The sequence below is a fragment of the Myroides gitamensis genome, assembly GCF_029894455.1.
GTDB lineage: Bacteria > Bacteroidota > Bacteroidia > Flavobacteriales > Flavobacteriaceae > Flavobacterium > Flavobacterium odoratum.
Genome location: NZ_JARYHN010000001.1, coordinates 2,366,269 through 2,386,281 on the forward strand (window position 1 = coordinate 2,366,269; position 20,013 = coordinate 2,386,281).

21 protein-coding genes and 3 tRNA genes are annotated in these 20,013 nt (G+C 35.4%); 7 read left to right on the plus strand and 17 right to left on the minus strand.

What is annotated here, in order from left to right; genetic code table 11:
* Window positions 1-128 precede the first annotated feature (128 nt).
* The 11 genes from M2306_RS10415 to M2306_RS10465 all read right to left on the minus strand — a co-directional run bounded on the left by M2306_RS10415 (window position 129) and on the right by M2306_RS10465 (window position 7,198).
* Window positions 129-548 (minus strand): hypothetical protein, encoded by a 420-nt coding sequence (locus M2306_RS10415; protein WP_498882849.1) that lies wholly within the window; start codon window positions 546-548, stop codon window positions 129-131.
* Window positions 549-629: 81 nt separating this feature from the next.
* Complete coding sequence (locus M2306_RS10420; RefSeq protein WP_498882850.1) at window positions 630-1,082, minus strand: hypothetical protein; 453 nt, start codon at window positions 1,080-1,082, stop codon at window positions 630-632.
* Window positions 1,083-1,125: 43 nt separating this feature from the next.
* Window positions 1,126-1,581, minus strand: coding sequence for a hypothetical protein (locus M2306_RS10425; RefSeq protein ID WP_259190960.1), 456 nt, complete (start codon window positions 1,579-1,581; stop codon window positions 1,126-1,128).
* Window positions 1,582-1,586: 5 nt separating this feature from the next.
* Window positions 1,587-2,894, minus strand: a complete 1,308-nt coding sequence (locus tag M2306_RS10430; protein ID WP_498882851.1) for a hypothetical protein — start codon at window positions 2,892-2,894, stop codon at window positions 1,587-1,589.
* Between the two features lie 772 nt (window positions 2,895-3,666).
* Window positions 3,667-4,086, minus strand: coding sequence for a hypothetical protein (locus tag M2306_RS10435; protein WP_498882852.1), 420 nt, complete (start codon window positions 4,084-4,086; stop codon window positions 3,667-3,669).
* A gap of 81 nt (window positions 4,087-4,167) precedes the next feature.
* A complete protein-coding gene (locus M2306_RS10440) occupies window positions 4,168-4,587 on the minus strand; it encodes a hypothetical protein (RefSeq protein ID WP_498882853.1) in 420 nt (139 codons plus the stop codon).
* Window positions 4,588-4,668: 81 nt separating this feature from the next.
* The gene (locus M2306_RS10445; RefSeq protein WP_259190902.1) at window positions 4,669-5,118 is read right to left on the minus strand and encodes a hypothetical protein; all 450 of its coding nucleotides are present in this window, start codon (window positions 5,116-5,118) and stop codon (window positions 4,669-4,671) included.
* 5 nt (window positions 5,119-5,123) lie between these two features.
* Window positions 5,124-6,473: a hypothetical protein gene (locus M2306_RS10450; protein ID WP_259190903.1), complete on the minus strand. Its 1,350-nt coding sequence runs from the start codon at window positions 6,471-6,473 to the stop codon at window positions 5,124-5,126.
* A gap of 467 nt (window positions 6,474-6,940) precedes the next feature.
* Window positions 6,941-7,014, minus strand: a tRNA-Arg gene (locus M2306_RS10455).
* Window positions 7,015-7,030: 16 nt separating this feature from the next.
* Window positions 7,031-7,108 (minus strand) — tRNA-Pro (locus M2306_RS10460).
* A gap of 6 nt (window positions 7,109-7,114) precedes the next feature.
* Window positions 7,115-7,198 (minus strand) — tRNA-Ser (locus tag M2306_RS10465).
* Between the two features lie 492 nt (window positions 7,199-7,690).
* On the opposite strand from M2306_RS10465, the gene M2306_RS10470 reads away from it, so the two are divergent.
* From M2306_RS10470 to M2306_RS10480, 3 genes are all read left to right on the plus strand, one after another.
* Window positions 7,691-8,869 carry an acetyl-CoA C-acyltransferase gene (locus tag M2306_RS10470; RefSeq protein ID WP_002990426.1) on the plus strand — a complete coding sequence of 393 codons (1,179 nt, stop codon included), beginning with the start codon at window positions 7,691-7,693 and terminating at the stop codon, window positions 8,867-8,869.
* Window positions 8,870-8,962: 93 nt separating this feature from the next.
* Window positions 8,963-9,727 (plus strand): C40 family peptidase, encoded by a 765-nt coding sequence (locus tag M2306_RS10475; RefSeq protein WP_115092676.1) that lies wholly within the window; start codon window positions 8,963-8,965, stop codon window positions 9,725-9,727.
* 85 nt (window positions 9,728-9,812) lie between these two features.
* Entirely contained in the window at window positions 9,813-11,162 is a 1,350-nt protein-coding gene (locus M2306_RS10480) for a DEAD/DEAH box helicase (RefSeq protein ID WP_115092675.1), read from the plus strand.
* 63 nt (window positions 11,163-11,225) lie between these two features.
* On the opposite strand, the gene nhaA is transcribed toward M2306_RS10480, so the two are convergent.
* Together nhaA and M2306_RS10490 are read right to left on the minus strand one after the other, a co-directional pair.
* A complete protein-coding gene (nhaA, locus tag M2306_RS10485) occupies window positions 11,226-12,569 on the minus strand; it encodes a Na+/H+ antiporter NhaA (RefSeq protein ID WP_259190904.1) in 1,344 nt (447 codons plus the stop codon).
* Between the two features lie 309 nt (window positions 12,570-12,878).
* Window positions 12,879-13,694, minus strand: coding sequence for a DUF4261 domain-containing protein (locus M2306_RS10490; protein WP_259190905.1), 816 nt, complete (start codon window positions 13,692-13,694; stop codon window positions 12,879-12,881).
* Between the two features lie 230 nt (window positions 13,695-13,924).
* On the opposite strand from M2306_RS10490, the gene lipA reads away from it, so the two are divergent.
* Both lipA and gap read left to right on the plus strand, forming a co-directional pair.
* Window positions 13,925-14,797, plus strand: coding sequence for a lipoyl synthase (gene lipA / locus M2306_RS10495; RefSeq protein WP_259190906.1), 873 nt, complete (start codon window positions 13,925-13,927; stop codon window positions 14,795-14,797).
* Between the two features lie 48 nt (window positions 14,798-14,845).
* A complete protein-coding gene (gene gap / locus M2306_RS10500; protein ID WP_115092672.1) occupies window positions 14,846-15,856 on the plus strand; it encodes a type I glyceraldehyde-3-phosphate dehydrogenase in 1,011 nt (336 codons plus the stop codon).
* A gap of 111 nt (window positions 15,857-15,967) precedes the next feature.
* Here gap and yajC read toward each other — a convergent pair whose 3' ends face one another.
* The 4 genes from yajC to M2306_RS10520 form a co-directional block, all read right to left on the minus strand.
* The gene (gene yajC, locus M2306_RS10505) at window positions 15,968-16,243 is read right to left on the minus strand and encodes a preprotein translocase subunit YajC (protein ID WP_060875016.1); all 276 of its coding nucleotides are present in this window, start codon (window positions 16,241-16,243) and stop codon (window positions 15,968-15,970) included.
* A 20-nt stretch (window positions 16,244-16,263) separates the two neighbouring features.
* On the minus strand, window positions 16,264-16,716 hold the full coding sequence (locus tag M2306_RS10510) for a DUF1573 domain-containing protein (RefSeq protein ID WP_115092671.1): 453 nt from the start codon (window positions 16,714-16,716) through the stop codon (window positions 16,264-16,266).
* Between the two features lie 30 nt (window positions 16,717-16,746).
* Window positions 16,747-17,688: a transcription antitermination factor NusB gene (gene nusB, locus M2306_RS10515; protein ID WP_259190907.1), complete on the minus strand. Its 942-nt coding sequence runs from the start codon at window positions 17,686-17,688 to the stop codon at window positions 16,747-16,749.
* A gap of 270 nt (window positions 17,689-17,958) precedes the next feature.
* Window positions 17,959-18,783: a siderophore-interacting protein gene (locus tag M2306_RS10520; RefSeq protein ID WP_259190908.1), complete on the minus strand. Its 825-nt coding sequence runs from the start codon at window positions 18,781-18,783 to the stop codon at window positions 17,959-17,961.
* A 254-nt stretch (window positions 18,784-19,037) separates the two neighbouring features.
* Between M2306_RS10520 and udk the strand changes: the two genes are divergently transcribed.
* Window positions 19,038-19,646, plus strand: a complete 609-nt coding sequence (gene udk / locus M2306_RS10525; protein ID WP_036462953.1) for a uridine kinase — start codon at window positions 19,038-19,040, stop codon at window positions 19,644-19,646.
* 30 nt (window positions 19,647-19,676) lie between these two features.
* Complete coding sequence (locus M2306_RS10530; protein ID WP_002990398.1) at window positions 19,677-20,000, plus strand: FtsB family cell division protein; 324 nt, start codon at window positions 19,677-19,679, stop codon at window positions 19,998-20,000.
* Window positions 20,001-20,013 lie beyond the last annotated feature (13 nt).

Here is a 20,013-nt window from a genome sequence, read left to right on the forward strand (position 1 = left end):
CAAAATAGTAGGAGTTTCGATCATTAATATGCTGAACAAGTCACTCTAGTTTTAGAAACAAAGTACACAAAAAAATTAAAATCAAACTGGATATTTTTATAAGTGAAACTCCTTACTTCAGTAAATAATTATAATTTATTATATATAATTCTACCATAACCCGCTTTTAATATACTAATCTTTAATGCTTTTCCATTATTAAGCACAGAAACTCTGTATAATAAAGGTTTCCACAAACGTTGATTAGCTACAAAACTAATGTTATATATATAATCCCCTTGTTCTAATATATAATCGGTAACAAAATCCCCATACAACTCATAAAAATCATTTATTTCTTCTTGATTGCTAACTTGTACTTCAGCATAACTTTCTTTAAATGCTGAATAACTCGGGCGCATCATATTTTTACCATACACATCTTGTACAAGTTCATAGAGATGATTGTCTAAGGCTCTGGTTGCCTCTTGAGAAACATAACGAATTCGTTCCTCTCGCGTCATGGTTTTTAAATCAATTTCTTGCGCATTGATGGACAAAATAGACATAAAAAACAAAAGTAATACAAGTGATTTTTTATTTTTTTTTACGTAATAAAGCATATAACTATTTTCCTTTAAGTTAAACTATTATTTATGATAAATAACTTTTGAATAACCCTCGTTCAAAATCATAATACTCAATGCCTTTCCATTATTCAAAATGACAACATCATACAGTAAAGGCTTCCAAACACGTTGATTGGCAACAAAACTAATTCGGCAGATATAATCGTTTTTTTTAAAGGTATAATCCGTTACAAACTTTCCATATTGTTCAGTTAAGGACTGTACGGCTTTCTCATCTCTTATCAGTATTTCCTTGTAACTACCAGCATAGGCTGAATAACCCGGACGCATAATATTGGGGTTGCCATATAGTTTTTTCATGAACTCGTGAAGATGTTGATCTAACGCTCTGGTTCCTTCTTGAGAAACATAGCGAATTCTGTCCGCCCGTGTCATGGTTTTTAAATCAATTTCTTGCGCATTCATAGACAAGATAGACATAAAAAACAAAGATAATACGAGTAATTTTTTCATTTTTGTACGTAATAAAGTATACAGCTCATATAATAAAGATAAATTAATCTTTAGCATAAATAACTTTTGAATACCCCTCGTTCAAAATCATAATTCTCAATGCCTTTCCATTATTCAGAATAACAACCTTATACAATAAGGGGTTCCAAACACGTTGATTGGCGACAAAACTAATATGATAAATATAATCGTTTTTTTTAAAGGTATAATCCGTTACAAACTTTCCATATTGTTCAGTTAAGGACTGTACGGCTCTCTCATCTCTTATCAGTATTTCCTTGTAACTACCAGCGTAGGCTGAATAACCTGGACGCATAATATTGGGGTTGCCATATAATTTTTTCATAAACTCATGGAGATGTTGATCTAACGCTCTGGTTCCTTCTTGTGAAACATAGCGAATTCTGTCCGCCTGTGTCATGGCTTTTAAATTAATTTCTTGCGCATTGATGGACAAAATAGACATAAAAAACAGAAGTAATGCGAGTAATTTTTTCATAAGTATTAGTTTAAATGGTGATAATAAAATTCTGTGTTTTGATCTTGAGGATTTGCACTGTATTTTATAACATTCTCTCCTTCACTATCATCATAAGTCCCCTCAAAATCTTTGACAATTACAGTTACACCATAATCACGTCCGATTCTTATGTCTTCATCTGAAGGACCTGGTTTTCGCGTAATCCCTTCTTCTCCAATAACGGTGTGATGATGGTACCAAGCCACCATTACAGCATCAGCAGGCATATCGGGTGTAGGATTTAATGTATAGTCGGCAATCGGTAGATAAGCACGTTCACTTGGATCTGTGATTATTGGTCCGCGCTGCATATTACCTGGATAATATTCTCCTGAATCCGCACTGTAAAAGATAAAAAAGCCCAATTCTTGTCGTTCCTTATTTCTAGTAAATTTATTCATTGCAACATTCCATAATTGTTTTATTGCAGTATCAATTTTTACATCCGCCACAATTGTTTCTCCATTCTTTATTCTTTCCCATTCTTCCTCTTCTGGTGTTAAAGGATCTTGTATAATCAGTTTTCCTCCTGGGCGTAAAAAATCAAACCCGCCGCCACCGCCGCCTGTAGGTGGTATACCATTCGAATTACCGCTGTTTTTACTGTCACCCCAACTAGGTCTAGGTGGAACAGGGGTGGAACCATCGGGTTGTGGGGGATGTCCTGGAGGATATTTTGTGATAATAATTTCAGGTAGCCATTTATTCTTTATAGTCACCCCTCTTGTACTCCTATGTATTGCTCCCAATCCTTTTTCTTTAATCAAGTCTTCCGCTTGTAGTAACCGCCTTTCCGATGCTTCGAAATACACCTCGTCTCCATAGAAATCATCCATATTTACTAAATATCGAATGTCTAACTCGTCCCCTTCTTTAAGACTCTGTTTTTTTATTTTGGCTGTAAGATAATCATAAGCAGGATAAATCTTAATTAAATGTGGAAAATATAAGTTGTCTTCTTTGGAATTAATCTCAAAAATAACATTGGTATAGCCCCTCGCAACAACTTCATCTAACTCGTGCATTGTGGAAGGTTTTTCATGCAGAAATAACGCAATATACTCCTTATCTCCAATTTTGGAAACGTAATAAAAGAATTCAAATAAAGGAGGTGTTTTAGCATTGAAATAAGCCTTTCCCAAAATATCATCCAGATGAACAACCGCAAAATCATTGGCTATTTGAGCATAACGATGCGCTTGTTCTTTGGTAAAACTATACTCTTTTACACTATTCGCTGTCTTTGTTTTTTGGAGGGTGTCAATTTGATCATCTTCAAAAGAACAACTCATGACAAACAAGGGTATTAGTAAATAAATTATTTTTTTATCATATTTTTACAAAAAATTAAAGATAATTAAATGCAAAAATAAGTTAATTAAACTAACATACAACTCCTTTTTAGTTTTTACATCTACAAGATCATTTTTAATATCCCCAAAACTTCAAGCAGAAAAGTACCCATACAGCGGTTGAATTCCTTAATACAAAAATTAAATACTTTAGAATGAGGCATAGAGTGATTAGAGATAAAACCCTCTTCTTCATTAGATTAACTAAATTTTTCACTTAATAGACGTTAAATAAAAAATGATTTATAGGATGCGCCCCTTCTCCTTCCTTCGTCGGGATGACAAATGTGAAAGAAATCTTTTTCTTTTTAGGGACATACGAACTGGAAAAGTCTACTTAAAAAAACTCTTTTTTATACTGCCCCCCAAGTTTTGTACTTGATCCTCTTTTTCTGATTTAATAGGGTGTTAAAACAAAAAAAGTCTTAACTTTCGTTAAGACTTTTTCGTGATCCAATCAGGATTATTTTACGAAATCTAACAGATTAATATTTAAATACTTAACATTTTACTCGTGTCAAAAATGGGACATGAAATATTTTTATGTAAAAGATAAAAGCACACTCATAATTTAAATGATAGGACAAAATAGTAGAAGTTTCGATCATTAATATGCTGAACAAGTCACTCTAGTTTTAGAAACAAAGTACACAAAAAAATTAAAATCAAACTGGATATTTTTATAAGTGAAACTCCTTACTTCAGTAAATAATTATAATTCATTATATATAATGTTACCATAACCCGCTTTTAATATAGTTATACTTAATGCTTTTCCATTATTAAGCACAGAAACTCTGTATAATAAAGGTTTCCACAAACGTTGATTAGCTACAAAACTAATGTTATATATATAATCCCCTTGTTCTAATATATAATCGGTAACAAAATCTCCATACAACTCATAAAATTCATTTATTTCTTCTTGATTGCTAACTTGTACTTCAGCATAACTTTCTTTAAATGCTGAATAACTCGGGCGCATCATATTTTTACCATACACATCTTGTACAAGTTCATAGAGATGATTGTCTAAGGCTCTGGTTGCCTCTTGAGAAATATAACGAATTCGTTCCTCTCGCGTCATGGTTTTTAAATCAATTTCTTGCGCATTGATGGACAAAATAGACATAAAAAACAAAAGTAATACAAGTGATTTTTTATTTTTTTTTACGTAATAAAGCATATAACTATTTTCCTTTAAGTTAAACTATTATTTATGATAAATAACTTTTGAATAACCCTCGTTCAAAATCATAATACTCAATGCCTTTCCATTATTCAAAATGACAACATCATACAGTAAAGGCTTCCAAACACGTTGATTGGCAACAAAACTAATTCGGCAGATATAATCGTTTTTTTTAAAGGTATAATCCGTTACAAACTTTCCATATTGTTCAGTTAAGGACTGTACGGCTTTCTCATCTCTTATCAGTATTTCCTTGTAACTACCAGCATAGGCTGAATAACCCGGACGCATAATATTGGGGTTGCCATATAGTTTTTTCATGAACTCGTGAAGATGTTGATCTAACGCTCTGGTTCCTTCTTGAGAAACATAGCGAATTCTGTCCGCCCGTGTCATGGTTTTTAAATCAATTTCTTGCGCATTGATGGACAAAATAGACATAAAAAACAAAAGTAATACAAGTAATTTTTTATTTTTTTTTACGTAATAAAGCATACAACTATTTTCCTTTAAGTTAAACTATTATTTATGATAAATAACTTGTGATTCCCTAACACTTAGAACAGTGATTTTAAGCGCCTTCCCATTGTTAAGTATTATCGCTCGATACAATAAGGGGTTCCAAACACGCTGATTGGCGACAAAACTAATATGATAGATATAATCATTTTTTTTAAAGGTATAATCTGTGACAAAATCACCATATTTTTCAGTTAAAGGCTGTACATCCTCATCCCTTATCAGTATTTCCTTGTAACTACCAGCATAGGCTGAATAACCCGGACGCATAATATTGGGGTTGCCATACATTTTTTTCATAAACTCGTGAAGATGTTGATCTAAGGCTCTGGTTCCTTCTTGAGAAACATAGCGAATTCTGTCCGCCTGTGTCATGGCTTTTAAATCAATTTCTTGCGCATTGATGGACAAGATAGACATAAAAAACAAAGATAATACAAGTAATTTTTTCATAAGTATTAGTTTAAATGGTGATAATAAAATTCTGTGTTTTGATCTTGAGGATTATTACTGTATTCTATCACATTCTTCTCTTCCCCCCTATCATAAGAACCTACAAAATCCTTGACAATTACGGTTACACCATAATCACGTCCGATTCTTATATCTTCATCTGAAGGACCTGGTTCTCTGTCACGTCCTGCTTCTCCAATAGCGGTGTGATGATGGTACCAAGCCACCATTACAGCATCAGCAGGCATATTGGAGGTAGGAATTAATGTATAGTCGGCAATCGGTAGATAAGCACGTTCACTTGGATCTGTGATTATTGGTCCGCGCTGTATATTACCTGGGTAATATTCTCCTGAATCCGCACTGTAAAAGATAAAAAAGCCCAATTCTTGTCGTTCCTTATTTCTAGTAAATTTATTCATTGCAACATTCCATAATTGTTTTATTGCAGTATCAATTTTTACATCCGCCACAATTGTTTCTCCATTCTTTATTCTTTCCCATTCTTCCTCTTCTGGTGTTAAAGGATCTTGTATAATCAGTTTTCCTCCTGGGCGTAAAAAATCAAACCCGCCGCCACCGCCGCCTGTAGGTGGTATACCATTCGAATTACCGCTGTTTTTACTGTCACCCCAACTAGGTCTAGGTGGAACAGGGGTGGAACCATCGGGTTGTGGGGGATGTCCTGGAGGATATTTTGTGATAATAATTTCAGGTAGCCATTTATTCTTTATAGTCACCCCTCTTGTACTCTTATGTATTGCTCCCAATCCTTTTTCTTCAATCAAGTCTTCCGCTTGTAGTAACCGCCTTTCCGATGCTTCGAAATACACCTCGTCTCCATAGAAATCATCCATATTTACTAAATATCGAATGTCTAACTCGTCCCCTTCTTTAAGACTCTGTTTTTTTATTTTGGCTGTAAGATAATCATAAGCAGGGTAAATCTTAATTAAATGTGGAAAATATAAGTTGTCTTCTTTGGAATTAATCTCAAAAATAACATTGGTATAGCCCCTCGCAACAACTTCATCTAACTCGTGCATTGTGGAAGGTTTTTCATGCAGAAATAACGCAATATACTCCTTATCTCCAATTTTGGAAACGTAATAAAAAAATTCAAATAAAGGAGGTGTTTTAGCATTGAAATAAGCTTTTCCCAAAATATCATCCAGATGAACAACCGCAAAATCATTGGCTATTTGAGCATAACGATGCGCTTGTTCTTTGGTAAAACTATACTCTTTTACACTATTCGCTGTCTTGGTTTTTTGGAGGGTGTCAATTTGATCATCTTCAAAAGAACAACTCATGACAAACAAGGGTATTAGTAAATAAATTATTTTTTTTATCATATTTTTATAAAAAATTAAAGATAATTAAATGCAAAAATAAGTTAATTAAACTAACATACAACTTCTTTTTATTTTTTACATCTACACGATCATTTTTAATATCCCCAAAACTTCAAGCAGAAAAGTACCCATACAGCGGTTGAATTCCTTAATACAAAAATTAAATACTTTAGAATGAGGCATAGAGTGATTAGAGATAAAACCCTCTTCTTTATTAGATTAACTAAATTTTTCACTTAGTAGACGTTAAATAAAAAATGATTCATAGGATGCGCCCCTTCTCCTTCCTTCGTCGGGATGACAAATGTGAAAGAAATCTTTTTCTTTTTAGGGACATACGAACTGGAAAAGTCTACTTAAAAAAAACTCTTTTTTATGCTGTCTCAAAGTTTTGTACTTGATCCCTTTTTCTGATTTAATAGGGTGTTAAAACAAAAAAAGTCCTAACTTTCGTTAAGACTTTTTCGTGATCCAATCAGGATTCGAACCTGAGACCTACTGCTTAGAAGGCAGTTGCTCTATCCAGCTGAGCTATTGGACCCTACACTAACTTGTAGTGGTCGGGGTGGCAGGATTCGAACCTGCGACCTCCTGGTCCCAAACCAGGCGCGATGACCGGGCTACGCTACACCCCGAAGAAGCGGAGAGACAGGGACTCGAACCCTGGCGACCGTTACCAGTCGACAGATTAGCAATCTGCTCCGTTACCACTCCGGCACCTCTCCGTTGCTTTAAAGAAGAGTTATCTTCTGTATTGCGGATGCAAAAGTAGCACGAGTTTTCGTTGTTTCCAAATATTTCAACGAGAAAAAACTAAAAAAAACAAGCCCAAACAACAAATCAATTATCTATCAAGCAGATACAGCCTCATATTTTTTTTATTTTTTTTCAATAAAAAAGTAAAATCTCGCAAAACCCCAGCTTTTACACCATACCTCCCCCTACACTATCCACTTTTTTTCTAAAATATCAGAGTAAAATCCTCCCTTCTCCAAGATTAATGTTAATATCAAGGATTATTTCCCCCTACAATTCTGCCAAATAAATTTATAACGTATATTTGTCCTTAACATTGAATCAAAAAATATCTAACTAATATCCAAGAACACGACTTTATTTTGCCACAAGCCTAAAAAAGCGATGCTCTGCATCCGCTGTTTATATTTTTTACTTGTTCCAAATAATCGTTAGTACAGGGTTGATAAACACTATTTATTATGAGTAAAAGAGTAGTAATTGTATCTGCTGCTAGAACACCAATCGGTAGCTTCTTAGGTTCATTATCTACAGTTCCAGCAACAAGATTAGGAGCTGCTGCAATTAAAGGCGCTATTGATAAAATTAATTTAGACGTAAATTTAGTTGACGAAGTATTAATGGGTAACGTTGTTCAAGCAGGTGTTGGACAAGCTCCTGCTCGTCAAGCGGCTATTTACGCTGGATTAAGCAGCAATGTTCCTTGTACTACAGTAAATAAAGTTTGTGCTTCAGGAATGAAAGCGATCATGCAAGGAGCTCAAGCGATTATGTCTGGAGATGCTGAGGTAGTTGTTGCAGGTGGAATGGAAAACATGAGTTTAATTCCACACTATGTACACATGAGAAACGGACAAAAATTTGGTCCTACAACTTTAGTTGACGGATTGCAAAATGACGGTCTTGTTGATGCTTATGACAACCAAGCGATGGGTGTAGCTGCAGACAACACGGCAAAAGTACACAACATTTCAAGAGAAGAACAAGATGCTTTCGCTATCCAATCATACGAGCGTTCTGCTAAAGCTTGGGAAGAAGGAAAATTCGACATGGAAATCGTTCCTGTAGAAGTTCCACAAAGAAGAGGTGAACCAATCATCGTTTCAAAAGACGAAGAATATTCAAACGTAAAATTAGACAAAATCACAGGATTGCGTCCAGCTTTCACAAAAGATGGAACGGTTACTGCTGCCAATGCTTCAACAATCAATGATGGTGCTGCTGCTGTAGTTTTAATGAGTGAAGAAAAAGCAAAAGACTTAGGTTTAAAACCGCTAGCTTATATCAGAAGTTATGCTGATGCTGCACAAGAGCCAATTTGGTTTACAACTGCACCTGCAAAAGCATTGCCAATCGCATTGAAAAAAGCAAATTTAGCTATTTCAGATGTTGATTTCTTCGAATTTAACGAGGCTTTCTCTGTAGTAGGTTTAGCTAATGCTAAGCTTTTAGAATTAGATACAGACAAAATCAACGTAAACGGTGGAGCTGTTTCTTTAGGACACCCTCTAGGATGTTCAGGAGCGCGTATCGTTGTTACTTTATTAAGCGTATTAGAACAAAACAATGCTAAAATTGGTGCTGCGGCTATCTGTAATGGTGGTGGTGGTGCTTCTGCTATTGTGATTGAAAGAGCTTAATTCAATTCAAACATTTGAACAAATATTAATAAAAGATGGGTTTGATTTCTTCAAACTCATCTTTATTTTTGCACTTTAATAAAAAGACCCTCTATGACATTTGCCTATTGTAATCTTTCGATCGTTCCCCTACGCGCAGAACCTAGCGATAAAAGCGAATTGGTATCCCAACTGCTATTTGGAGAATTGTTTACAATACTAGAACAAACAGAGAAATGGTCTAAAATTGAATTGGCCTTTGACCAATACCAAGGATGGGTGGACAACAAGCAGTATCAAATCATTTCAAAAAGTGAATACGATACATTAAATCAAACGGCTCCCATCTACGCAGGAGATTTTGTAGAATTTCTCCATTCTTCAGACAATCAACTGATGTCTATTCCATTGGGTAGTAACCTCAACGTTTTAAAACACGCTGTGACTAACCCGCTTAAATTTGCCTTTGAAGGGCGCTCAATCACTGGAACGTTTACAAAAAGTCAATTCGTAAAAACAGCCTTTATGTATTTAAATGCTCCCTACCTATGGGGTGGAAAAACACCTTTTGGTATTGATTGTTCTGGTTTTACACAAATGGTCTATAAAATCAATGGCCATATCATTCCTCGTGATGCCTCGCAACAAGCAACCATAGGAGAAGCACTGAGTTTTATTGAAGAAAGTGAAGCTGGAGACTTAGCCTTTTTTGACAATGCAGAAGGAAATATCATCCATGTCGGCATTATCATGGAGAATAACTACATCATTCACGCACATGGTAAAGTGCGCATTGACCGTTTGGATCATTTGGGTATTTACAATGTAGATTCAGGAAAACACACTCATAAATTACGCGTAATCAAAAAGATTTTGTAATTTATACACTTGTCTTTCATCCAATTTAATTCCAATACTTACTACAAGCATAAAAAAACGTATCTTTGTCCAAATAAGATATTTTATGCATACTTTCGAGCAATTTAATCTACCGAAAGCTTTACAAAAAGCCCTAGATGAGCTTCAAATTACTACGCCAACACCTATTCAATCCAAATCATTTCCTGTTATTCTTTCAGGAAGAGATGTGATGGGGATTGCCCAAACAGGTACGGGTAAAACTTATGCTTATTTACTTCCCATTTTAAAACAATGGAAATTTGCCCATGTGGATACACCACGCGTTGTTATTATTGTACCAACACGTGAATTAGTTGTTCAGGTTGTTGATGAAGTAAATAAACTGACGCAGTATATGTCGATTCGCTCCTTAGGTATTTATGGAGGAACCAATATTAATACACAACGCAAAGCCGTTTATGATGGTGTTGATATTTTAGTGGGAACACCGGGTCGTATGATGGACTTAGCCTTAGATGGTGTCCTGCGTTTTGACAACTTACAAAAACTAGTCATTGACGAATTTGACGAAATATTAAACTTAGGATTTAGAACCCAACTTACTTCTATCTTAGCTATGATGCGCAACAAAAAACAAAATATTTTGTTTTCTGCGACGATGACAGAAGAAGTAGATGAGGTACTGGAAGACTTCTTTGATTTTCCTGAAGAAGTTTCATTAGCCGCTTCGGGAACACCGCTAGAACAAATTGATCAACAATTGTATCGCGTTCCAAACTTCAATACCAAAATGAACTTATTGATGCATTTATTGCATGACAAAGAAGTTTTCAATCGCGTATTGATTTTCATTAACAGCAAACGTTTAGCAGATGTGGTGATGGAGCGATTGGAAGAGGCTTTTCCAGAAGAGTTTACGGTTATTCACTCCAATAAATCACAAAACTTCCGTTTGCGTTCTATGGCGGAGTTTCAAGCCAATGAATTACGTGGATTGGTAACCACAGATATCATGGCTCGTGGATTGGATATCTCTGATATTAGCCACGTGATCAACTTGCAATTTACAGATTCTCCAGAGCAATATATTCACCGTATTGGACGTACTGGACGTGCGGATAAAACGGGAATTGCCATCTCTATTGTGGATCCTAAAGAAGAGGAAATGTTATTGGAAGCGGAAGACTTAATGGAGAAAGAATTAAGAGAAATCGAACTTCCTTCAGCAGTCGAAGTATCAGACAAATTAATGGAGTTTGAACAATCGAAACTAAAAGCCAAGCAATTGGTTAAAGCGAAAAAGCCACTTGAAAAAGGAGCTGCTTTTCACGCGAAAAAAGAAAAAAATACCAAAGTTAATCTAGGTGGTCCTGGAAAGAGAAAACCAAGAAAAACCAAACCAAGAAACCGCGCCGTTGATGCAAAACGTGCAGCAAAGAAAAAGAAAGACTAAATTTCAATTCATAAAAAAAGCCGAAGACTAATCTTCGGCTTTTTTAATATGATGACGATACTATTATTTCTTTGCTTTAGCCGCCAAACTCAAAACGATGAATCCCAACAACCCTCCTAAACCAGAAGCAATTAAGATTCCCAATTTCGCCTGACCTGGAAACTCAGGGTGCAAATTAATATCAAAGGCTAATTCTGTTACGAACAAGGACATTGTAAATCCAATCGAGGCTAATAACCCTAATCCAAATAAGTTTTTATAGGTCATTCCCGTCGGCATTTTCACGACTCCGAATTTAATAATCAAAGCGGTTAACCCAAATACCCCTAAAACCTTTCCTATTAATAAACCTAGGGCAACACCTAACGTGACTGCGCTTAATCCTTCTCCTCCTCCTGTACTAATTGGAATAGCAGCATTGGCTAAGGCAAAAACAGGCATCACAAAGAACGCTACGAAATTGTGCATGCTGTGTTCTAATCGAATGGCTGGTGGCAAACTGTTAGTTGCCAAATCTTTTATCTCTTCTACGCAATCCATTTGATCTCCCGTTAAAGTCGGAATCTTATCATCAGGATCAATACTGTTGAATTTATTTTGTAGTTCTTTCATCTTTTTACGGAAGAACGGTTCGTTAATTTTAGCTGTTGATGGAATAGCAAAAGCAGCTAAAACAGCAGCAATAGTAGCGTGAACACCAGATAGCATAAAAGCCAACCAGATTCCACCAATTCCTATAATCGCGTAATAAACGGTATTGCGAACACCTAATATATTACTGATAATCAACAAGCCAAAAAAGCCCAATCCAATACCTAAATTAATTAAGGACAATTGCTCCGTATAAAAGACAGCAATCACTAGGACAGCACCTAAATCATCCGCAATAGCAAGAGCTGTTAAGAAAACTTTCAATGACGTCGGTACTTTATCTCCTAATAAATAAAGCACACCTAATGCAAAAGCAATATCCGTTGCCATAGGAATTCCCCAGCCGTGAGCTGCGTCTGTTCCTGCATTAAAAATAGCGTACATAGAAGCAGGTACAACCATTCCTCCAATAGCAGCAATAATAGGTAACATTGCCTTTTTAGGAGAAGATAGCTCACCTGTGGTCAACTCTCTTTTCAATTCTAAACCAACAACGAAGAAAAAGATTGCCATCAATCCATCATTCACCCAATGTTTCAACGAGTGATTCAATGAAAAGTCATTAAATGAAAAAGCAATGTGATTTCCTTCCCAAAAAGCGGTGTATTGATCTGCCCATGCAGAGTTAGCCATAAAGATGGCAATCAAAGCAGCAACGAACAACACAATCCCACCAGATGTAGATTTTCGCATAAATTTACTTACGGGGGCTACAATCCATTTATCTGCTGGTGTTAACTTCAGATTATCTTCCATTTCTTTTGAGTTTGTATAAATATTTAATACCAAATATAGGTTTCCTACATCTTTTAACCAAGCAAGCCTTTTATTTTTTAATATATTCTAATTTCAGGCTTTGAATTTTTCTGTTATAAAAACACCTTTTCACTAGGCATTTTTTACTTTTAACCAATATTATCTACTATTAGTTCTTTTTTATTAGAAGCCTCTAAGTTACATTACTATTTCCTTCCTATTTCAATAAAAACACTTTTGCTATTTTTTTATTTGAACCACTAGGAAAAGAAAAACGCTATCCTTTGAAAAAGAATAGCGTTTACTGTCTTACATCGCTAACTTCAATGTTTCTCCTTCTACAAATACACCCGTAGAAGAAGTGATATTTATCTTTTGTTCTGCAGTATACCCCAACGTTTCGCCATGTTTAAACACGACATCACTTCCAATTACATACGAACATATATTCACAATAAAAGAATACAATTCTTCTAGTTCTAAACTTGAGTTGACCACTTCTAATTCCTGTTTCCCGAAATCCGCCAAACCATACGTATAGATACTATTTCCTTCTTCCGTACTGCGCAAACCAATATAAACCCATAAAGGAACTAATACTTTTCCTTCTTTCATTTCTTCATAATAATCCAAATATTGAGCACGCGGAATTAGCAAGGTTTGACTGCCTTGGTATACCCCTACACAGCTTGGTGTTGTTGCGATGATTGCATACAAAATACGCGAAAGCAATAAATGTCTTTCCACCGTATCCATTGGTCCGCTTAACACCGAAACAATTGCATGACTATCGACCTCTTGCACATCCTCTACTACACTTTTCCAATTATAAGCATATTGAGCTGTGTTCTGAATGTCTTCTGTAGGGATTGGTGCTGGCATAAAAGCAATAGCAAACATCGTTCCTTCAACTGTCAATACTGCCGTGGTATCATTGTAATCCGTTCCTTCTACTTGATATCCCCACTCTTCCTGTAGGTTTTGCAATACAGCCTCAATACTGTACGTACCCCCTTTTTCAAACATGGGCATAGCCAATAATAGGCTATCATTTTGCTCCGTTGTACTTGGTGTTTCTTTTTCTGGTTGTGGCTTCTCTTTTTTCAGCCAATTGAATAATCCCATAGCGTTATTTTATAAACTCAAAAATACACATTAGGGCGTACATGTCCATGCTTAAATGGATTTAATTCTGACCTACTTTGACTTTAAATGCGCGTTTTCAGCAAGAATATCCTCAAAAAAGAACAAGAAATCCAAGTAGATAAAAGGAATCTACACAGTTTTATAATTCCGAAAAAACCAAAGATAAAAGAGAAGATTTCAGTATATTTGTACTTTGATAAAATGAAAGTATGGATACAATCTTAGACAAAAATATACAACCACAGGCCAAACCAAAATGGTTACGTGTAAAATTGCCTACAGGTAAAAAATATACTGAATTAAGAGGGTTGGTTGACAAATATAAATTGCACACCATTTGTACCTCTGGTAGTTGTCCAAATATGGGAGAATGTTGGGGAGAAGGAACAGCTACTTTTATGATTTTAGGTAATATCTGTACGCGTTCATGTGGTTTCTGTGGAGTAAAGACAGGACGTCCGGAAACAGTGGATTGGGATGAACCAGACAAAGTTGCTCGCTCTATTAAATTAATGAATATCAAACACGCCGTATTAACTAGTGTTGACCGAGATGATTTAAAAGATGGAGGTTCTATTATATGGTCAGAAACAGTGAAGGCTGTTCGTCGTATTAGCCCTGGAACAACAATGGAAACATTAATTCCAGACTTCCAAGGAGAAGAACGCTTATTGGATCGTATCTTAGAAGTAGCGCCGGAAGTAATTTCACACAACATGGAAACGGTTCGTCGCTTAACAAGAGAGGTTCGAATTCAAGCCAAATACGATCGCAGTTTAGGCGTATTAAAATATTTAAAAGACAATGGCGCTAAACGCACCAAGTCCGGAATTATGTTAGGTTTAGGTGAAACAGAAGAAGAAGTAATCCAAACCATGCACGATTTAAGAGCAGTGGGATTAGATGTTTTAACTATTGGTCAATATTTACAACCAAGTAAAAAACACTTACCAGTAAAAGAATTCATCACACCTGAACAATTCAAAAAATACGAAGAAATCGGATTAGAATTAGGTTTCAGACACGTTGAAAGTGGTGCACTAGTACGTTCATCATACAAAGCTCAAAAACATCTTTTATAATTATAATATTGATGGTCGCTGCTTGGCGACCATCTTCTTTTACAACCAATGAAAAAAATTAAAGTTGCAATTAATGGATTTGGACGCATTGGTCGAAATCTATTCAAGTTATTGCTCAATCATCCTGTCATTGAAGTTGTCGCTATAAACGATTTAGCTGATGTGCACACAATGGCACATTTGGTTAAGTACGATAGCATTCACGGTATTTTCCAAGCGGATGTTTCCCATGATGACAATCACCTCATCATCAACCAACAAAAAATACCTTATTTTAGTTCAAAGGAAATTGCAGACCTACCTTGGGCAGAACTGGAGATTGACTATGTTGTGGAGGCAACGGGAAAACGCAAAACAACAGCCCTATTAGCAGAACATATTCAACAAGGAGCAAAACGTGTAATTTTATCTGTCCCACCCGAAGACAATGAAATCAAAACAATTGTTTTAGGGGTAAATGAACAGATCTTAACGGGAGAAGAACGCATTGTTTCCAATGCGAGCTGTACAACAAATAATGCAGCTCCAATGGTAAAGATCATCAAAAAGTTATGTGGGATGGAACAAGCCTACATCACAACGGTTCATTCCTATACCACCGATCAAAGTTTACACGATCAACCACATAAAGACTTGCGAAGAGCCCGCGGAGCTGCACAATCTATTGTGCCTACTACCACAGGTGCAGCGAAAGCCTTAACAAAGATTTTTCCTGAATACGAAGGGAAAATTGGCGGAGGGGGAATTCGAGTTCCGGTTCCAGATGGTTCACTAACAGATATTACGTGCTATGTTCAACGCGAAATAACCATTGAAGAAATCAATCAAGCTTTTAAGGACGCAGCAGAAAATGAATTGAAAGGAATTTTAGCCTATACAGAAGATCCTATCGTTTCTGTAGATGTCATTGGCAATACACATTCTTGTTTATTTGATGCACAGCTGACTTCTGTTCTTGATCGCATGGTTAAAGTAGTGGGATGGTATGATAATGAAATTGGATATTCCTCTCGTTTAATCGATTTGATTCTCTATTTCGATTCCATCAAAAAGGACTAAAAATACATGGAGAGGTGAATATCACGAATACCAAGATTGTTCACTCCCTATCACATAAAAAAATAGGCATTGCGAAAGCAATGCCTACTTTTTTATTTATACTAGGTATAATTATTTCTTATCTTGAAGCTTTTGGCTCATATCCATAGAAATAGCAGAACGCTCCATTAATAGTTTTCCTGCCATTGTTTCTACAACAACTGTTAATTCATTTAACTCAGCAATTCTTCCGTGTAAACCTGATTTAGTTACAATACGATCTCCTACTTTTAAACTAGCTTCGTATGTCTTTTCTTGTTTCATTTTCTTTTGTTGCGGGCGAATCATAAAGAAATAAATCGCAACAAAGATGAAAATCATAGGTAAAAATTGTTGTATACCTTCCATAAAATATAAGTATTAAAAAATTAGTTTGCCGGAGAAACGTTAGCTTTGATCGTTAGTAACTCCTCTCCTTTTTCTGTATTCGTTGTTAAAGTAACGGTCTTTTGTTGTTGTCCAACTGCTCCTGTTTGAAATCTAACTTTTAGTTTTGATTTTTCTCCTGGTTTAATTGGTGTTTTTTGATATTCTGGTACTGTACATCCACAAGTAGCACGAGCATCAATAATAACTAAATCTGCATTTCCTGTATTCGTAAATTCGAATTCTGTTTCTACTGCTTCATTATTTCCAATCGTCCCAAAATCATGTAAAAGTTCTGCAAACTCCATCTTAGGGCTACCTTGGTTTTGTTTCGTTACAGCATCTTGCTCTACTTTTGCCACATTATCTTCGCTAATACGACTTGATGCATCATTCTTTTTACAAGCTGTCATGGTTAATAAAGCCACGCAAGACAACATAAATACTTTTTTCATCTCAGTTATAGTTATTATGGTTAATTCGTCTTATAAAAGTCCTTTTCCAATTTTATTCAATCGACCTTGAGTTTCTAATTCTTTCGATATAGCATCAAGGATACCGTTGATAAATATACTACTTTTTGGCGTAGAATACTCTTTCACCACCTCTAAATATTCATTTATCGTAACTTTTACTGGGATCGAAGAAAAACGCAACATCTCGCAAATAGCCATTTTTAATACCACAATATCAATAGCAGCAATACGCTCAATATCCCAATTTGGTGTTTTACCATCGTATTCTTTAGCCAATTCAGCACCATTTAAGAATGTTCTGCGGAATAAATCCATAGCAAAATCTTTATCTTCTGAATCTTTGAAAACTTTCGGTACAAAAAAGGCTTGTTCCTTGTTTTTCAACTGTCTCAATTGCTTTTGAATCAAGGTATTTACCACAGGAAAATCATCTGCCCATGTTAACTTCGTATCTTCTAAAAAGTCGTAAATTTTATCATTTGGCGCAATAATTTCCGTGTACAAATCCACAATGAAATCTTGATCCTCTTGAAAAGAACGTGTCGTAGATTTCATGTAGTCCTTATACAACTGACTTGCTTTAACCTCCTCCAACATCGACTGAACGTAATGGTCTTTTCTTTGCCAATACACCATGCTTCTCTCTTCTACCTTATTGCTAATAGAAGCAGAATTACTCAATAAGTCGAGTACTTGGTTTTCGATAAATTTTTTGTTTGGATTGCGTTCTTCGTAAGTAGCTAAATGTTTTTTCTGAGAAATCTCGATGTATTCTTCTTCTTTTTTTCGAATTTCTATCAGGAGGGTTAGCATCAATAAATACAACTCTTGTATACTATCCATGCTGTGGTTTAAAAATTTCTCACCCGTTTGAAGTTGGTCAGAATTACTTTGGTGCAGTGCATAAAGCGTCTGCATAACCTTGATACGAATGTGTCTTCGATTTAACATGCTACTAAAGAACTTAAATGATTTGAATTTTTATTTCAGCCGACAAAGGTAAGAAATATTATTTCTTATCAAACTAAATAATGCAATTCATCGGGTAGATTTAACTTGTTTTTAAAAACTACAGCCTTCCATCTCCTGAAAAAACAAAATAACGGCTAAAAAAAACGAGGTCTAATGACCTCGTCTCCCGATTTAATTAAAGGTATAGAATAGTGAATCTACCTTTTGTAATGACAATAACAACATGTATGGAGGTATTGCATTTTATTGTTAGTCTAGACTTGCTTTTTCGGCACGGCGATCTGCTTCTGACACATTTTCTGCTTTTCCAAACTTCCAATACGAATAAGCATATAGCTCCTCTTTGGTCCAATTTTTCTCTTTGCGCAAGAAGTTGCGCAATAATTTCACATTGGAAAACTCAGCCGCAACATAGGCAAATTTAGATTCCATTTCTCCTTGTTCTTCAATATAAGCCAATGCTTTTTCGGCTAATAACGTATGTTGACCTGGTGTTGGATTAATAATCCATTCGATATCGGCTTGTGCTTTCGTCTCTAAATCTTGAATATCTTCTTCTGTTTCTATTTCAATGAATCCTTTGACTTGTGCACCTGCAGGTAAATCTTCTAAAATAGCTCCCAAGATCGGAATAGCAGTAGCATCTCCTACTAATATATAACGCGCTGCTGCTGGATACAATTCAGAAGCTTCCGTTCCCATAGCAACTCCTAACTGAGCGCCAATTGGAGCTTGTATCGCCCATTTGGATGCAGGTCCTTCATCTCCATGTGCAACGAAATCAACGTATAATTCATTGGTTTCTAAATTGATTCCACGATGGGTGTAAGTTCTAACACTAGGACGAATAGCCTCGTCCATAGGTACCCATTGTCCTTTTTCAGCATCAAATTCTGGTAGATACACTTGATCACATCCTTCTGGTGCTAAAAATATTTTATTGTTCGCTCCTATTGTTGTACGATTAAACTTTTGGGTATCTTTTCCTTCTAGTGTAATACGTATATAATGAGGCGTAATATAAGTTCTTTCTTTTAATGTAAATATTCCTCGATCTACAGTTTTCTTAGCCATATATCCTTGCTTTATTTATAAAAATCAATTTCTTCCTCCTTGAGGTGAAAGACAAATATAACTTTTTTAAATTAGATTAAGTATAAATAACAACCTCTCCTGCTAATAATCCAATACAATCCTTCTTTTACTCCTCTAGCTTCTATCCTGCTTATTATTCCTCCAATAAAAAGGAAGAACTATGCGCGAATCGCAAAAAATGTTTTTCCCCTCTTTGATTAATGTTTATTTTTGCTGAAAATATAGAAACAAACATGTTAATTATTGGAATTGCAGGCGGTACAGGAAGTGGAAAAACAACCGTAGTTCATCAAATTATGAACGAACTACCTGAAACAGAAGTGGGTATTATATCTCAAGACTCGTACTACAAAGCGACAGACAATCTTAGTTTAGAGGAAAGAACCTTAATCAATTTTGACCATCCAAGATCGATTGACTTTGATTTATTGGTTCAACACCTAAAAGAATTAAAAGAAGGAAAAAGTGTGAATCAACCCGTATATTCTTTTGTGAAACACAACAGAACAGACGATTACATTCTTACACATCCAAGAAAGGTAATGATTGTAGAAGGGATTTTAATTTTGTGTAATCCTGAATTGCGAGAATTATGTGATATTAAGATTTTTGTTCATGCAGATTCTGATGAGCGCTTAATTCGCCGATTAAAACGCGATATTGCTGAGCGTGGACGTGATATGATTGAAGTACTTAATCGCTATCAAAACACATTAAAACCGATGCATGATCAGTTTATCGAGCCATCAAAGGCCTATGCTGATATTATTATTCCAAATGATACCTACAATACAGTAGCAATTGATATTGTTCGTACTGTAATTAATGAGAAAATAGGTTAACTTTATACCAAATAAATAACAATCAAGCCAATGGATTCAAAAAGCATGCTTCGCAAACTGAGATATATCCGAATAGTGAAAAACCCGTTTTTTTTAATCACTATTGGCTTTTTTGTTTGGATTATTTTCTTTGATAGCTATTCCTTAATTGAGCATCATGCAATTGATCAAGAAATTGATAAGCTAGAAGAAAGACGAGATTATTTCCAAAATGAAATAGACAAGGACAAACAAGCCATCAAGAATTTAAAAGATGGCGATGCCACAGAAAAATACGCTAGAGAGAAATATTATATGAAGCGAGATAATGAAGATATTTTTATCATTGAATTTGATACCTTATCTTCGAAGTAAACCTGACATTTAA

Bases quoted from the DNA above. Each gene is read 5' to 3' on its own strand.
- M2306_RS10520 (WP_259190908.1), bottom strand. From the start codon at position 18,783: ATGGCTAAGAAAACTGTAGATCGAGGAATATTTACATTAAAAGAAAGA.
- yajC (WP_060875016.1), bottom strand. From the start codon at position 16,243: ATGGAAGGTATACAACAATTTTTACCTATGATTTTCATCTTTGTTGCG.
- lipA (WP_259190906.1), top strand. From the start codon at position 13,925: ATGGATACAATCTTAGACAAAAATATACAACCACAGGCCAAACCAAAA.
- M2306_RS10430 (WP_498882851.1), bottom strand. From the start codon at position 2,894: ATGAGTTGTTCTTTTGAAGATGATCAAATTGACACCCTCCAAAAAACA.
- M2306_RS10445 (WP_259190902.1), bottom strand. From the start codon at position 5,118: ATGAAAAAATTACTTGTATTATCTTTGTTTTTTATGTCTATCTTGTCC.
- M2306_RS10480 (WP_115092675.1), top strand. From the start codon at position 9,813: ATGCATACTTTCGAGCAATTTAATCTACCGAAAGCTTTACAAAAAGCC.
- nusB (WP_259190907.1), bottom strand. From the start codon at position 17,688: ATGTTAAATCGAAGACACATTCGTATCAAGGTTATGCAGACGCTTTAT.
- M2306_RS10440 (WP_498882853.1), bottom strand. From the start codon at position 4,587: ATGTCTATTTTGTCCATCAATGCGCAAGAAATTGATTTAAAAACCATG.
- M2306_RS10490 (WP_259190905.1), bottom strand. From the start codon at position 13,694: ATGGGATTATTCAATTGGCTGAAAAAAGAGAAGCCACAACCAGAAAAA.
- M2306_RS10475 (WP_115092676.1), top strand. From the start codon at position 8,963: ATGACATTTGCCTATTGTAATCTTTCGATCGTTCCCCTACGCGCAGAA.
- nhaA (WP_259190904.1), bottom strand. From the start codon at position 12,569: ATGGAAGATAATCTGAAGTTAACACCAGCAGATAAATGGATTGTAGCC.
- M2306_RS10415 (WP_498882849.1), bottom strand. From the start codon at position 548: ATGTCTATTTTGTCCATCAATGCGCAAGAAATTGATTTAAAAACCATG.
- M2306_RS10470 (WP_002990426.1), top strand. From the start codon at position 7,691: ATGAGTAAAAGAGTAGTAATTGTATCTGCTGCTAGAACACCAATCGGT.
- M2306_RS10435 (WP_498882852.1), bottom strand. From the start codon at position 4,086: ATGTCTATTTTGTCCATCAATGCGCAAGAAATTGATTTAAAAACCATG.
- udk (WP_036462953.1), top strand. From the start codon at position 19,038: ATGTTAATTATTGGAATTGCAGGCGGTACAGGAAGTGGAAAAACAACC.
- gap (WP_115092672.1), top strand. From the start codon at position 14,846: ATGAAAAAAATTAAAGTTGCAATTAATGGATTTGGACGCATTGGTCGA.
- M2306_RS10530 (WP_002990398.1), top strand. From the start codon at position 19,677: ATGGATTCAAAAAGCATGCTTCGCAAACTGAGATATATCCGAATAGTG.
- M2306_RS10450 (WP_259190903.1), bottom strand. From the start codon at position 6,473: ATGATAAAAAAAATAATTTATTTACTAATACCCTTGTTTGTCATGAGT.
- M2306_RS10420 (WP_498882850.1), bottom strand. From the start codon at position 1,082: ATGAAAAAATTACTCGTATTATCTTTGTTTTTTATGTCTATCTTGTCT.
- M2306_RS10510 (WP_115092671.1), bottom strand. From the start codon at position 16,716: ATGAAAAAAGTATTTATGTTGTCTTGCGTGGCTTTATTAACCATGACA.
- M2306_RS10425 (WP_259190960.1), bottom strand. From the start codon at position 1,581: ATGAAAAAATTACTCGCATTACTTCTGTTTTTTATGTCTATTTTGTCC.